Source organism: Marinobacter sp. DS40M6 (assembly GCF_028581595.1).
GTDB lineage: Bacteria > Pseudomonadota > Gammaproteobacteria > Pseudomonadales > Oleiphilaceae > Marinobacter > Marinobacter salarius.
In genome coordinates this window covers 567,185-580,801 of record NZ_JAFCAE010000004.1, presented here as the reverse complement: position 1 = coordinate 580,801, position 13,617 = coordinate 567,185, and the positions used below count along the sequence as shown (strand labels likewise).

Here is a 13,617-nt window from a genome sequence, read left to right as displayed (position 1 = left end):
AAATGTGTTTGTCCGGAGGCGCGTTCCGGCGCGCCCCGGGTTTTCAACGGGAGATTTAACGGATGATGAATCACTCTGCCAAAGCCAAACCGAATGGGCTGAAGAACAGTCTCCGTGAGCCGTTCCAGGGTTTTGGGCTGGGTTTGCGCCCGCGTCATTACAACAGCTTTCTTGCCCAGCCGCAGGCGGTGGATTGGCTCGAGGTCATCTCCGAAAATTACATGGTCCAGGGCGGAAAACCGCTTGCGATGCTCGACAGGATTCGCGCCGACTACCCAATCGCGATGCATGGTGTGTCGATGTCGATTGGTTCTGTATCTCCCTTAGACCATGGCTATCTGCAGCGCCTGAAAGCGCTTGCGGACCGTGTCCAACCGATGTGGGTTTCTGATCACTTATGTTGGACCGGTGTGCACGGCACGAACCTGCACGATCTTTTTCCCTTACCTTATACCGAAGAAGCCTTGCGACACGTTGCCGCGCGCGTTCGCGAGGTGCAGGAAACGCTTGGGCGCCGTCTGGTGCTGGAAAACGTTTCAAGCTATATCGATTACGCCAGTTCAGAGATGAGCGAGTGGGCGTTTCTGACCGCCCTTGCGGAGGAAGCCGACTGCCTGCTGCTACTTGATGTAAACAACATCTACGTAAGCGGTATGAACCACGGCTTCGACCCGCGTGACTTCATCGACGGCGTACCAGCGCACCGCATCCAGCAGATTCATGTGGCCGGGCACTCAAACCTGGGTGACGTCATCATCGATACCCACGATGCGCCGGTACCCGACGAAGTGTTTGATCTCTACGCCTATGCATGCCGTCGCTTCGGGCCGGTCAGCACGATGATCGAGCGCGACGATTCAATTCCGCCGCTGGAGGACCTGATCGTGGAACTCGACCGGGTGAGGGCCGTGGCAGCTCGTCACACCCCTGTGTGGGATCGAGAGGAGGCATACGCATGACTGATTACGCCCCTCGTTCGTTAGCCGATCTGCAAGCGGGACTGCAAAACTATGTTTTGGGCGATGGTGTTTCGGACGACATTCTTTCCGAGCTGACGGGCGGTGCTTCTGACCAGAGTAAGCGGCGCCTGCATATCTACCATTCTGGCTATCGCTCGCGGATGAACGAGGCGCTCCAGTCTGCTTTTGAGCAGACCTGGGCCTATCTCGGTGACGACGCATTCGACGCAATTTGCACTCGCTACACCGAGACGAATCCATCGCACTCGCCGAATCTGGGCGACCATGGCCGCAACTTCCCACGCTTTTTGCAGCAAGCTTTGTCTTCCGATCCGGAAATCGCCGAGCTGGCAACCATGGACTGGAGGCTCCACAGCGCCTTCGATGCACCGAATGCCGCCATTCTCACCGGTGAGCAATTGGCAAATGTCGGCGAGGCGCAGTGGGCATCGCTGGGATTCGTCTTCCACCCGTCCGTTTCGCTCGCTCAGTTCGAGTGGAACGCACTGGAAATCTGGCATGCGCTGGATCAGAAACAGACGCCGCCCGTCGCCGAAAAGCTGAACGAGCCGGTAGGGCACCTGTTCTGGCGCAGCGACCAGCGAAGCTACTTTCGCACACTTGAGTCGGATGAGTATGCCGCACTTAAGGGCCTGCTTGAGGGGCTTGGTTTTGCACAAGTGTGTGAGCAACTCGCAGAGGGCTATCCGAATACCAGTATTGACGCGTCGATTGGCACCTGGCTGGCGCGTTGGCTGGCGGATGGGCTGTTGTCGGAGGTCAAGCCGGGGCCTGTTTGAGTGACACCGAAACCCTTATCGGCGTGCTTTGGCCGACCGTAAAATTCAGGAGTCTGACATGTCCAAATCCAAAATCTCACAGTCCGAGATCACCGAAACCAACACCACTCGCACCATGACCGCTGCTGCCATGGCACTCGCCCTGGGTTCTGCGATCTCCATCGCTGCCGTTCCGGACGTTGCCCACGCGGAGGGCATGGAAAAGTGCTATGGAGTTTCGCTCGCCGGTAAGAACGACTGCGCCGCCGGGCCGGGCACTACCTGTGCGGGCACGTCCACTATCGATTATCAAGGGAATGCCTGGACGCTGGTTCCGAAAGGCACTTGCGAGGAGACCGCATCCCCGACTTCACCCACAGGCTTCGGACAACTCGAAGCCTTCGAGGAGAAGTAGCAATGCTGCCCTCACGGGCAGGCTTGGGCCTGAAACCAGAGCACTTTCGGAACATTCTGGAATCGGGCCCAGACATTGGTTTCTTTGAGGTTCATGCCGAGAACTACATGGTTCCGGGTGGCCCTATGCACCATTATCTGGGGAAAATTCGTGAGCACTACCCGTTGTCATTGCATGGGGTAGGGCTCTCGATCGGAGCCGACGCTCCCCTGGACAAAACACATCTTGATGCGCTGGCGGTGCTGATTGACCGTTATGCGCCGCAGGTTTTTTCTGAGCACCTGGCCTGGTCGAGTCATGGTGACTTCTTTCTCAATGATCTGTTGCCGCTGCCATACACGGCCACCACCCTGAACCGTGTGTGTGACCACATCGATCAGGTGCAGACGCATCTGGGTTGCCGCATGTTGCTGGAGAACCCGGCGACCTATCTGGAGTTCTCGACCTCGACCCTGTCGGAGACCGACTTCATCAGCGAAGTAATACGCCGCACGGGCTGTGGCCTACTGCTCGACGTCAACAACGCTTATGTTTCGTGCATCAACCATCACCGCGAGCCCGGGGCTTATATCCGTGCATTACCGCTTGACCGGGCGGAGCAGATTCACCTTGGTGGTTTTGCCTCCCAGGCCGATGCCAACGGCGACCCGCTGCTTATAGACAGCCATAGCGCACCCGTTGCGCAAGACGTGTGGGCACTCTATACCGAAGTACTTGAGCAAATGGGGCCGACTGCCACGCTGATCGAACGCGATAACGACATTCCACCATTTGACGTTTTGCTGGCCGAGGTCAATCTCGCCGACTCGTACCTTGTTGAAGCAGGAGGCCAACGTGAGTGAGCAGACAGTATTCGCCAGCGCATTGCTTGATCCGGCGCAACCCTGCCCGGACGGGTTACGGGCGTGGAACGGTTCCGATCCGAACCAGCGCTTTGCGGTGTATCGCAACAACATCGTGGTATCACTGATTGATGCACTCGCTGCCACGTTTCCTGTTTGCCAACAACTGGTTGGCGAAGCCTTCTTCCGCGCCATGGCCAGGGTGTTTGTGGTGGCGCAACCACCGCGTTCGCAAATCCTGACCTTCTACGGGCGCGAATTTCCGGCCTTTATCGACACCTTTAGCCCGGCATCATCAGTACCCTATCTGGCCGACGTGGCCCGGCTCGAAAGACTACGACTCGACGCATTCCATTCTGCCGATGTTGAGTCGCTTGGCACGGAGGACATAACCGGAGTGCTGTCTGCTCCCCATCGGCTACCCGGGCTTCGCATGGATATCCATCCCTCGGTGGCGGTGCTGCAATCACGGTTCGCCGTGCTTTCGCTATGGGCCGCGCACCAGCAGGCAACCCCTGAACTGGCCCGTGTCGAGCCCCTGCAACCAGAATCCGTATTGGTGCTGCGTTCCGGGCTGGAAGTCCAGTGCATCGATATCGCAGAGGCCACCGGCGTTTTTATGGATCGACTGATACAGAAGGAAACGTTGTCGCAGGCTGAACAGGACGCCAAGGCATGCGAGCCCGGTTTTGATCTTGTTGCAGCGCTGACCCTTATGCTGCGCTGGCAGATCATTACCACCCTTTACCCCGGAGATGATCATGGAAAACTCGACTGAAACCTCAGCTGGCAAGGGTGTCCTGCCAGGCTTGATCAATCAGGCAACCGCCCTTTTCGGACGCATTCCGGACACGCTGATCGCAATGATCGCCCGCTTTTCGATTGCCGGCGTGTTCTGGAAGTCAGGCCAGACCAAAATTGAAGGGCTGGCCATCGACGTTGTCTCCGGTGAGTTCAGCCTGGGGGTACCACGGTTGTCGGACAGCGCGCTCTTTCTGTTCAAGGAGGAGTACAGTCTGCCGTTGATCGCCCCCGAGCTGGCGGCCTTGATGGCGGCGTTCGCCGAGCATCTGTTTCCGATTCTGCTCTTGTTGGGACTGGCTACGCGTTTCTCGGCGCTGGCTCTGCTGGTGATGACACTGACCATCCAGATATTCGTCTATCCCGGTGCCTGGCCAACGCACGGGGTATGGGCGGCGGTGCTGCTTTATCTGATGGCTTACGGGCCGGGTTGGTGTTCAATGGACCACTTCATCGCGGCACGTTACCGGCGCTGAAGTGCATCCAAACACTTTTTTCCTATTTCATATATCATGGGTGTTTAGTTGTTGGATAAGCCAACAGTTAACGTGGAGAACACCATGAGCAAGAAGCCCGAGAAAGTGACATTAACCTCTGCCACCATTGAAGAGCAGACGGCAGCTTTTTTAAAGGCTGGTGGGGCCGTTGAGTACGTAGGTAAGGGTAAGAGTGGCCAAGAAACCTCAGCGGGCCCGAAGCAGATTAGCGTGAAATAGTCACCGGGGCAGATCTGGTTCTGAAGCGCAGGGATTAAAGCGTTAATGAAAGTCGTAAACCCAGTCCTTGTTTTTCTACTCTCTATGATCTTTGCAGTCTCTGGTCATGCAAAGATTTATAAATGGGTGGATGAAGACGGGAAGATTCATTTCAGCGATCGGGAAGACCATCGCGTTGAGCAGGAAGTTGTCAACGTGAAGCCTGGCGCGTCGAAATGGTCGCGTTTTGATATCAAGATTAAAGCCGTCGATGTGGAGCTGAGTGAAGAGGAAAATCAGCAGATTGTTGATGGCGTGAACAACGTCTACGAGTTCTTTGACCGTGTGATGTCCTTTGATATGTACAGGACGGTTCCGGTCAATATACTGATGTTCAAGGATAAGGCTGAATACCGGAATTACCTTGTTCGCAGGAACAAAGGTCTGGCGGTTGCTTCATACGGCCTGTATATATCTTCCGAACACCAGATAGTCGTCTATGTGCAGGAAAACAGAAGCCGCACCTTTGAAACGATCAAGCATGAGGTGAGCCACGCGGTTGTCGATACCATCGTTCCTTATGCGCCGCTCTGGTTGAATGAGGGGCTTGCCGAGCAGATGGAAATGCTGGAACGTGATGAATCGGGCCTGTACTTTGAACGTCATCAGGAAAACAGTTGGGTGGTTGCTCAGGCCCGTGAACAGGGCCGTTTAACGGGCATTTCACAGTTTCTGAAATTATCCAGTTATAAGTGGCGCCATTCAGAGCTGTCGGGGCATGGGAGTTTGAGGGCTCAGTCCGGTCAATTCCTGAGTTTCCTGCTCTCCAAACCGACCCGCCGCAACTTCGTGGTGCGGCTGATGCACAACTTCAACCGGGGTGACCGCACTCTCGCATACTACCTGGTGGATGATAATTACATCGGCGGAGTCAGTATGTTGGATTTGGACTGGCGGCGTTGGCTGCATGAACAGGGTAACGACATCATCCGGTTTTAACCGTCGGTCGTTGCTCTTCATCTTTGAAAACCCGCAATGAGAGGACTCACTATGCCTCACGTTCGTTTTACCCACCTGCTCGGTTTTGCGTTTCTTGTTGCTGCTCTCGCTGCCTCTGCCGCTCATGCTCATCACGGTTGGGCCTGGGCCACGGACGAGGAATTTGAAATCACCGGTACCATCCAGTCAATGCGCCTTGGTAATCCCCATGGCGAGGTCACGATAGACGTTGATGGCGAGGCATGGGTTGTGGAAGTCGGCCAACCCTGGCGTAACGACCGTGTCGGGCTCAGTAAAGAGATTTTGAGCGTCGGCCGGGAAATGACCGTGCACGGTCACCGTTCCGCCAAAGAGGGCGAACGGTTGGTCAAGGCCGAGCGGATTGTCATCGATGGGACGAACTACGACTTGTATCCCGGTCGTGATTCCTGAGCCTGGGAATGATTGAGCCGGCGCTGGTCTTTGTTGAAAACCTGGCCTTTGTATCGGCGCTGCGCAATTCCACCCTCGCATACCCGCTGATCAACGCCGGGCATATTCTTGGTGTTGCCCTGCTGATTGGTGGAATTGTGCCGCTGGATCTGCGTTTGCTGGGGCTCTGGCGCCGCTACCCTGTGATGGTGTTTGTCGATGTGCTTCGAGTCACCTCCGCGTTTGGTTTGGGGTTAGCGGTGGTCTGTGGTTCGCTTCTATTCGCCACAGCGGCGGTGGACTACGCCGGGTCGATGTTGTTCCGGGTCAAGATGGTGGTTGTCCTGTTGGGAGTGTCGAACGCGTTGCTACTTGCTCGGGTGTTAAAGCGCCGGGATATACGGAGCCTCCCAATGGGTGCTTCCATGCCTTTGCCCTTGAGGGCAGGTGCCTTGATGTCTCTGGTGTTCTGGATGAGTGCGCTGACTCTTGGCAGGCTATTGGGCTACTTCTGAGCAGGCGGGTAGCGACAGGAGTTGCCGCTACCCGGTGTTTCGAAGGCTAGCTGAATGCAGGTTCAAGAGGTTTACTGCCAGCAACCCGTTTCATCCACGCCATGTCCAGTGGAACAAGAATGTTCACTGCGAACAGCACCCAGCCCAACGCCTGCAGGCTCTCCGCAAACCACAGCATCAGGGCGAAAGACAGCAGGGCCCAGCTGACATCCACAACCATCATCAGGTTGAAGTATTTCTCCAGCCACCGTGCGTTCATGGCCATAGCAGCCATATCCACGCACCAGAGCAACATCACTATGCCCGCCACCAGATAGAAGGTTGCACCTGGCCCTCCCGCTAACTGGGCGATCGGCTCTGCGGCCAGGATCAGTGCCAATGCCAGTGGCGTGGAGAGGAAAACATCGCTCAGGACGATCTGTTTTACGCTGAATTGACGGACGAAGTTTTTCATAGGATCACCTCAATCGGGTTTCACAATGTGTTGGACTACGCTACAAAGCATCTACCTGGGCGGTGATGGGCACAATTACCTGTGAGGTAATGGTGCAGCACACCCTTGAGGAAGATAATCGCTGAACACTCGAATATTCACAGGAACTACCATGAGCGCCTTCGGTACGCTTTTTAGAGAAATGCGGCAGGGTAAACGGTTGAGCCAGATGGATTTCGCCCTGGAATGCGAAGTATCGGCGAAGCACATCAGCTTTCTGGAAACGGGCCGAAGCCAGCCCAGTAAGGGCATGGTTCTGCATTTGGCGCAGATGCTTCAGACGGATTTGGCGGCGACCAACCGCCTGCTGTCTGCGGCGGGTTACAGCCAGGTTTACAGCGATCAGGATTTGAACGCGCCAGGCATGGCAATGATCAAAGAAGCGCTTGATCACCTCTTGCAGGCGCACCTGCCGTACCCGGCGGTTGTCTTTGATCACGAGTACTATCTGGTGATGGCCAACACAGCCATGCAGGCGATGATGGTAAGAATGATGGAACTGGGCGCTCACTTTCCCGCAAGGCCGAACTTTCTGCTATCGCTGTTGGACAACGAGGGCATGAAACCCTTTGTGGGAGATTGGGAAAACATCGCATGCCACATGCTGCAGCGGGTCTACCATGAGCATCTAGCCGGCCCCTTCCGGGACCAGCCCAACCGATTGCTGGAGCATGCCTTGACTCTGCCCGGCGTTCCGCAGAACTGGAAAAGCCACGTGGTGGAACATCTCGACTACCCGGCGATTCCTTTTACCCTGAACCTGGGAGATCAGCAGCTTAGAATCTTTTCGACCATTGCAACGATAGGCACGCCTTTGGATGTCACCGCACAGAACTTGCGGATCGAGCATTTTTTCCCAATGGATGAGCGTAGCAAGGCTTTTTGGCAAAGCTGAAACGGGCTGCTGCCAGGGAAAAGACTTCCGGGCCGGCGAGGTAGATGCGTTTGGATCGTGTCATGGGGAATCAACTGGTCATCAAAGGCCGAAAGATACGTGTTTCCTGTTTTATCCTACCGCACCGTCTTTCCAGTGGCATAATTCAGCTTGTTAATAATAACCACGGAGCGACGGCATGTCTCTGGCTGAAAAAATCTGCCTTTCAGCGGCTTTCCTGTTTTTTATGACAGGCCTGCTTACCGGCATTTGGAAATACCGGCATATGGCGCGGAGTGAGGACGCTACCTCGCCGGTATATGTGGATATCGCTCACCGCAGTTCGCTGCTCTACAGCTTTGCGGCGCTGCTGCTGGCGGCGTTTAGCGCTCATAGTGTGCTGGCTGATTGGGTTAACACGACTGCCGCCGTGGCTGCACTGATGTTCTTCGCTTTTGCAATTGGTACCTATGTGATTCACGGCCTGCTTCAGGATACAGACAACCAATTGCGCCGGCCCCACCGCCTGGGTAAGCGGCAGTTGCCGTCCTGGGTGACCGGGTTCTTCATGCTGTTGCTGATCGTCGGGGAAGTCGGCGGGGCGCTCGTTCTGGGTGCAGGCGCAATGCTGGGAATCTGGCAGGGTTAAGTAGGAGATATTCACTGCACCGCCTTGCGAACGTTCGGACTCGTTAAGCTCCAACGCACTCGATGATTTCAAGCGACGCAGGCAGGCCTATCTGTTTTCCGGCACTAATGAAGTCGGTGTAGAAGCGATCCACATACTTGAATGAGGCGACTTTACAATGAGAGCTTTGGGTCCATTTGCTATGGTTGGCCACCAGCAAGCGTGACCGGGTGTTGGAAATGATGGCCCGGCTGACTTCGGCCTCGCGGATATCAAAATCCATCAGGCCATGCTGTGGGTCCATGCTACCGGTGCTGATGATGCCAAAGTCGGTGATGAAGGAGCTGAAAAATCCGGTCACTTCCGGCCCGACCACATCATGGTGGTTGTGCCGGTATTGCCCACCGGAAACGATGACTTCGATGCCGGAATTGCCGGAAAGCGCAGAGGCCACACTGAGATTGTTGGTCAGGATGCGCAGTGACTGATGATGAATCAGCGCTTTCGCCACCAGTTCGATGGTGCTGCCGACTCCCAGGCTGACGGTGGCGCCTTCAGGAATATCCATTGCAACCCGCTGAGCCATCTGCTGCTTGGTGGCATGATGATGGATCCGCGCGTTTTCAACGGGAGAAACCGTGGCACTGGCCGGTAGGCTGACGCCGCCATAACGACGACGTAGCACACCCTGTTCGCACAGTTTGTTGATGTCTCGGCGAATGGTTTGGGTGGTGACTCCAAAGCGTTGGGCAATGTCTTCAACCTCGACATGCTTCTGCTCGTTCACCCAATCCAGAATGCTTTTTTGCCGATCTTTGGCGCCCATCAGATTAGATACTCGGTCCATTACCCCTGGCTTGATCACACAGGATGTGTTTCGGCCTGCGGCAGGTCGGATTCGGTCCGTTGCCTCAGCCAGTTTTCGGCCATTTCCGCGAAGCCCAGCCCGGAACGCTGGCTGACAACGGCGGCCGGCCGATGGGCCATCCCGGGCAGATGCTTGCGAATGTTTGCCACGCCAACACTTAGTGGAAAACATCGAAACATGCTTTCGTCATTGGGTGCGTCACCAATGAAAACTGCGCGCTGTTGCAACGCCTGCAGATCCAGTCCCAGCACTTCCTGCCCTACACGCACGGCCATCGTGGACTTGTCAAAATCGCCGAGCCAGACGTTGAGGTGGATCGAGCTTTGCCGAACGTTGAAGCCCCGGCCAACCAGAGCATTATGAAGAACCGCTACTTGCTCTGAGCTTAAAGACTGCTGCTGGTTGTAGTCGACCGCTACATCGACATAGCGGAAGGCCTGGTCGCTGGCGAGTTGTGGCTCGAAGTCCAGATCCAGTGCGGCGACTGCAGTCAGTATGGCCTCTTGGTCGCGCTTATGGCTGGCTGCGTCGTTCCAGTAGTGCCAGCGGACCGTCTGGGGGGCGGTCCGCTCGGCGTAGAGGGCGCCGCCTTCACCAATTACGGCAGTGACCGGCCACGTTCTGATGATCTGGTCGCACCAGCCGGCGCAACCCCCGGTCACCGGAATCACGCGAATACCAGCCGCTGCCAGCCGACAAAGGGCCAGATAGGTTTCTGGCAGCAATTGACCATCGGTGGTCAGGGTATCGTCCACGTCGGTGAACAATACGTCCGCTTGGCCAAAGTTAAAGCTGTTTGTCATGGACTGGGTTTTCCGCGTCAGATAACTTTCTTGCGCAAGGCGCTGGTTAGTGCTTCGCCCAGAATCACCAACACCACAATAGCGAGCAGAATCGTGGCCACCGTCTGCCAGGCAAACAGGTCGATAGACCCTTGCAGCAGCACTCCGATGCCACCGGCGCCCACCAAACCAAGCACGGTGGATTCACGGATGTTGATATCCCAGCGCAGGATGATGATGGCAAAAAAGGCTGGCATTACCTGCGGCACGATCGCGTACAGCACTACTTTCATTTTGCTGGCGCCGGTTGCCTGCATAGCTTCGACGGGGCGGCGATCGATCTCCTCGATAGCCTCGCCCATCAGTTTACCAATGAAACCGATTGACCGGAACATAACCGCCAGAATGCCCGCAAGTACCCCAGGGCCGAAAATGGCGACGAACAGCAGGGCCCAGATGATGGTGTTTACTGAGCGGCTGGACACAAGAATAAACCGACCGAGCCACAGGGTGGCCTTGTTCGGCGTGGTGTTCTGCGCCGCGATATAGGACACCGGCAGGGCAATGAATATCGTGAGCATGGTAGACAGGGTGGCAATGTGTACGGTTTCCAGCATGGCCGCGAAGATGGCATTCCAGGTGCTGAACTCCGGTGGCCACATGCGTGCGCCCAGGTTTTGGATCTGGTTGGGGGCGTCCCACACCCAGGGCCAGAAAATGTCGATGTCACGCACCGCCCAGACAATCGCAATCAGGGTTACCAGGTAGATCCCATAGCGGGTCCACTGTTCTTTCCGGTCGTAGCGGGACCAAACACGGTCAGTCAGTTTCGCAGCGTGATCTACCATACTTTCTTCCTCACCCATCCGCTTATGCCTTCGCTGACCAGAATGATGCCAATAATCATCAGCAGAATGGCAAAGGCGAAGTCGTAATCGTAACGTCCGAACGCATTCATCAGTGTGCCGCCAATACCGCCTGCTCCGACAATGCCAACCACCGCGGAAGCGCGCAGGTTGCTGTCGAGCTGGTACATGGATAGCCCAATCTGGCGTGGCATGATCTGCGGAAACACGCCGTAGATCAGCATCTTCAGATATCCTGCGCCGACGGAGCGCATGGCTTCCACCTGGCCCCAGTCGATTTCTTCGATTTCTTCGGCCAACAGTTTGGCCACGAACCCGATGGAATAGAGTGTCAGGGTCAGGATGCCTGCCATGGGGCCAAACCCGACGGCCGCCACAAACAGGATGGCCACGATGACCGGGTGGAAGCTGCGGGAGATAATGATGATGGCGCGCCCCAGCAGATAGACTGGCTTCGGAGCCACGTTTTTGGCAGCCATCACCGCAATAGGTATCGACAGAAACACCCCAAGCAGGGTTGCCAGGAATGCAATCTGGAAGCTTTCCTTGAAGCCGGTCCACAAGAGTCCGGCACGCTCAAAGCTGGGAGGAAAGGCTCCACCGAATATTTTGGCGGCTCGGGGCAGGCCCTCGGAAATTCGCGCCCAATCAAAGGGTAGCGTGGAGAAAGCCCAGTAGAGATAAGTCAGGGTAACGGCGATCAAGCCATAGCGGAGCCAGGGGTTGGCTATGAACGGGGGCTTCTTCCAGACCCTGCCCGACGTCATGTCGGTTGCAGTTCTGCTGGTGGTCATACGGTCGCCTCCTGGGTTTGGGCGCCGGCCTCAGCCGCATCCTCGTCCGGGGACTCAATGCCGCCGTAAATGGCATCCAGCGCATCCTGGTTGAAGTCCTTGGGCGAACCGTCAAAAATCATCTGACCGTGCCGCATACCCACAATGCGATCCGTGTACATTCGCGCCTGAGTGACGTTGTGGATGTTGATCAGCACCGGCAGCGACATTTCGCTGGCCAGGGTTTGGAGCAGGCTCATGATCTGCTGAGAGGTTTTGGGGTCCAGCGACGCGGTTGGCTCATCCGCCAGCAGAATCTCCGGCTCCTGCATCAGTGCCCGCACTACGGCTACCCGTTGCCGTTCACCCCCGGACAACTGGTCGGCTCGATTATTGGCGTAGTGGGCGATACCCACGCGCTCCATCAGGTGGAAGGCGCGATCGATATCCGATTGAGGGAAGCGGCGGGTCAGGGCCTGGAACAGTGACACATAGCCCAAGCGTCCGGACAGCACGTTTTCCATGACCGTCAAGCGATCAATCAGGTTAAACCCCTGAAAAACCATGCCGATACGCCGGCGGGAATGTCGCAATTCGCTGCCGCGAAGATTGACCAGTTGGTGGCCATTCAACTTGATCGAACCCGATGTGGGCTCAACCAGCCGGTTGATGCAGCGCAGCAGTGTGCTTTTCCCCGCGCCCGAAGCGCCGACGATGGAAACGACGCTGCTGCCGTCAACCTCAAGATCCAGGCCTTTTAGCACCGGCTCATTGTGCCCGTATCGCTTTACCAGGTTGGTAATTTCTAACATGAATTCACTCCGGCCAGAGCTTCCGGCCATTGGCCGGAAGCGCCTGTTGCTCTTATTTCAGATTGTCGGGCGTGTACTGAACGCCGTTGGACGCCTGGATGGTGCGAATTACGCGCCAGTTGTCCTTGTAGTTGATGGGGATGAAGGTCTCGACGCCCTCAAACTCTTCGCCCAGCTCGGTGCCGGAAAACTTGAAGCTGTAAAAGGCTTCACGAATTTTCTCGACCAGCTCGGGATGCAGGTTGTGGGCGTGGTTATAGGAGGTTGTCGGGAACCGGTCGGACTCCCACACCAGACGCACATCTTCCTCGTCATAAAGCCCACGCGCGGCCATACGCTCAACCACTTCCGAGGCCACAGGGGCCGCGTCGTAATCCTTGGCCACTACGCCGAGCATGGACTGGTCATGGCTGCCGGAGAAGGTGATTTCATAGTCGTCACCTGGTACCACGCCCATTTCCGGGAACAGGGCACGGGGGGCCTGGTTACCGGAGTTCGAGGTAGGGGAGGTGTGTGCGACGCGCTTACCTTTCAGGTCGGTTATTTCATGGATGTCGGAATCGACGTGGGTGTAGACCTGAAGCGAGTAGCCGAACTGCCCGGAGTCTGAGCCCATCAAGGCGAAGGGCACCGCACCGGCGAGATTAACCGCGAAAGGCGTTGGGCCGGTAGAAAAGCCCGCCACATGCAAACGGCCGCTGCGCATGGCTTCCACTTGCGCGGCGTTGGATTGCACGGCGAAGAAGCGAACATCCTTGCCTGTCACTTCAGACAGATGATCGATGAAGGGCTGCCAGATGTCGGAATAGATGGCGGGGTCTTCAACCGGCGTGTAGGCAAAGATCAGAGTGTCGGGATTCACCCACTCTGATTTGTCCGCTGGCAGGTCAGCAACCATATCGCCGTTTTCGTCGCAGTACTTGGCGTCTAGCGAGCCTCGTTCGCAATCCGCAAATGCCTGACCGCTGAAGCCGACCAGCAAGGCGGATGCCGCCAGAGTCACCGACGGGAGAATACCGGGAAACACTTTCTTAGACAGGTTCATTCTTTTTCTCCATGTGGAGCGGTCCATGCCTGAGGTTTCTCTGCCTCGCATTGAACATCC

The 13,617-nt window shown here is 56.4% G+C and carries 19 protein-coding genes; 12 read left to right on the top strand and 7 right to left on the bottom strand.

Features of this window, described 5'->3' with window-relative positions; translation table 11 throughout:
- Positions 1-62: 62 nt before the first annotated feature.
- The 10 genes from bufB (JJO78_RS13435) to JJO78_RS13390 all read left to right on the top strand — a co-directional run bounded on the left by bufB (JJO78_RS13435) (position 63) and on the right by JJO78_RS13390 (position 6,416).
- Positions 63-959, top strand: a complete 897-nt coding sequence (bufB, locus tag JJO78_RS13435; RefSeq protein WP_228209927.1) for an MNIO family bufferin maturase — start codon at positions 63-65, stop codon at positions 957-959.
- Positions 956-1,759 (top strand): HvfC/BufC N-terminal domain-containing protein, encoded by an 804-nt coding sequence (locus JJO78_RS13430; RefSeq protein ID WP_041334115.1) that lies wholly within the window; start codon positions 956-958, stop codon positions 1,757-1,759. The genes bufB (JJO78_RS13435) and JJO78_RS13430 overlap by 4 nt, the downstream gene beginning before the upstream one ends.
- 58 nt (positions 1,760-1,817) lie before the next feature.
- On the top strand, positions 1,818-2,153 hold the full coding sequence (locus JJO78_RS13425; protein WP_051947014.1) for a BufA1 family periplasmic bufferin-type metallophore: 336 nt from the start codon (positions 1,818-1,820) through the stop codon (positions 2,151-2,153).
- 2 nt (positions 2,154-2,155) lie between these two features.
- A complete protein-coding gene (gene bufB / locus JJO78_RS13420) occupies positions 2,156-2,995 on the top strand; it encodes an MNIO family bufferin maturase (RefSeq protein ID WP_007152732.1) in 840 nt (279 codons plus the stop codon).
- Positions 2,988-3,773, top strand: a complete 786-nt coding sequence (locus tag JJO78_RS13415; RefSeq protein WP_075196957.1) for an HvfC/BufC N-terminal domain-containing protein — start codon at positions 2,988-2,990, stop codon at positions 3,771-3,773. The genes bufB (JJO78_RS13420) and JJO78_RS13415 overlap by 8 nt, the downstream gene beginning before the upstream one ends.
- Positions 3,757-4,272, top strand: coding sequence for a DoxX family protein (locus tag JJO78_RS13410; protein WP_052479476.1), 516 nt, complete (start codon positions 3,757-3,759; stop codon positions 4,270-4,272). The genes JJO78_RS13415 and JJO78_RS13410 overlap by 17 nt, the downstream gene beginning before the upstream one ends.
- Positions 4,273-4,356: 84 nt before the next feature.
- On the top strand, positions 4,357-4,512 hold the full coding sequence (locus JJO78_RS13405; protein ID WP_007152729.1) for a hypothetical protein: 156 nt from the start codon (positions 4,357-4,359) through the stop codon (positions 4,510-4,512).
- Positions 4,513-4,557: 45 nt separating this feature from the next.
- Positions 4,558-5,490, top strand: coding sequence for a DUF4124 domain-containing protein (locus tag JJO78_RS13400; RefSeq protein ID WP_273623855.1), 933 nt, complete (start codon positions 4,558-4,560; stop codon positions 5,488-5,490).
- 51 nt (positions 5,491-5,541) lie between these two features.
- A complete protein-coding gene (locus JJO78_RS13395) occupies positions 5,542-5,922 on the top strand; it encodes a DUF6152 family protein (RefSeq protein WP_075196959.1) in 381 nt (126 codons plus the stop codon).
- Between the two features lie 8 nt (positions 5,923-5,930).
- Positions 5,931-6,416 (top strand): hypothetical protein, encoded by a 486-nt coding sequence (locus tag JJO78_RS13390; RefSeq protein WP_036209231.1) that lies wholly within the window; start codon positions 5,931-5,933, stop codon positions 6,414-6,416.
- A gap of 46 nt (positions 6,417-6,462) precedes the next feature.
- Here the strand turns inward: JJO78_RS13390 and JJO78_RS13385 are convergent, their stop codons facing one another.
- On the bottom strand, positions 6,463-6,870 hold the full coding sequence (locus tag JJO78_RS13385) for a hypothetical protein (RefSeq protein WP_075196960.1): 408 nt from the start codon (positions 6,868-6,870) through the stop codon (positions 6,463-6,465).
- Positions 6,871-7,021: 151 nt separating this feature from the next.
- Here JJO78_RS13385 and JJO78_RS13380 point away from each other — a divergent pair, with 151 nt between their 5' ends.
- Positions 7,022-7,804, top strand: a complete 783-nt coding sequence (locus JJO78_RS13380; protein ID WP_075196961.1) for a helix-turn-helix domain-containing protein — start codon at positions 7,022-7,024, stop codon at positions 7,802-7,804.
- Between the two features lie 178 nt (positions 7,805-7,982).
- On the top strand, positions 7,983-8,432 hold the full coding sequence (locus JJO78_RS13375) for a hypothetical protein (protein ID WP_036209237.1): 450 nt from the start codon (positions 7,983-7,985) through the stop codon (positions 8,430-8,432).
- 43 nt (positions 8,433-8,475) lie between these two features.
- On the opposite strand, the gene JJO78_RS13370 is transcribed toward JJO78_RS13375, so the two are convergent.
- Genes JJO78_RS13370 through phnD form a run of 6 tightly spaced genes read right to left on the bottom strand, consistent with a single transcriptional unit; the run spans position 8,476 to position 13,557 of the window.
- Entirely contained in the window at positions 8,476-9,258 is a 783-nt protein-coding gene (locus JJO78_RS13370) for a DeoR/GlpR family DNA-binding transcription regulator (protein ID WP_226909945.1), read from the bottom strand.
- 14 nt (positions 9,259-9,272) lie between these two features.
- Complete coding sequence (locus JJO78_RS13365) at positions 9,273-10,082, bottom strand: HAD-IIB family hydrolase (protein WP_075196962.1); 810 nt, start codon at positions 10,080-10,082, stop codon at positions 9,273-9,275.
- Between the two features lie 17 nt (positions 10,083-10,099).
- Complete coding sequence (gene phnE / locus JJO78_RS13360) at positions 10,100-10,909, bottom strand: phosphonate ABC transporter, permease protein PhnE (RefSeq protein WP_007152720.1); 810 nt, start codon at positions 10,907-10,909, stop codon at positions 10,100-10,102.
- On the bottom strand, positions 10,903-11,721 hold the full coding sequence (gene phnE, locus JJO78_RS13355; protein WP_007152719.1) for a phosphonate ABC transporter, permease protein PhnE: 819 nt from the start codon (positions 11,719-11,721) through the stop codon (positions 10,903-10,905). The genes phnE (JJO78_RS13360) and phnE (JJO78_RS13355) overlap by 7 nt, the downstream gene beginning before the upstream one ends.
- Positions 11,718-12,512, bottom strand: coding sequence for a phosphonate ABC transporter ATP-binding protein (phnC, locus tag JJO78_RS13350; RefSeq protein WP_040474321.1), 795 nt, complete (start codon positions 12,510-12,512; stop codon positions 11,718-11,720). The genes phnE (JJO78_RS13355) and phnC overlap by 4 nt, the downstream gene beginning before the upstream one ends.
- A 52-nt stretch (positions 12,513-12,564) precedes the next feature.
- Positions 12,565-13,557 (bottom strand): phosphate/phosphite/phosphonate ABC transporter substrate-binding protein, encoded by a 993-nt coding sequence (phnD, locus tag JJO78_RS13345; RefSeq protein WP_007152717.1) that lies wholly within the window; start codon positions 13,555-13,557, stop codon positions 12,565-12,567.
- Positions 13,558-13,617 lie beyond the last annotated feature (60 nt).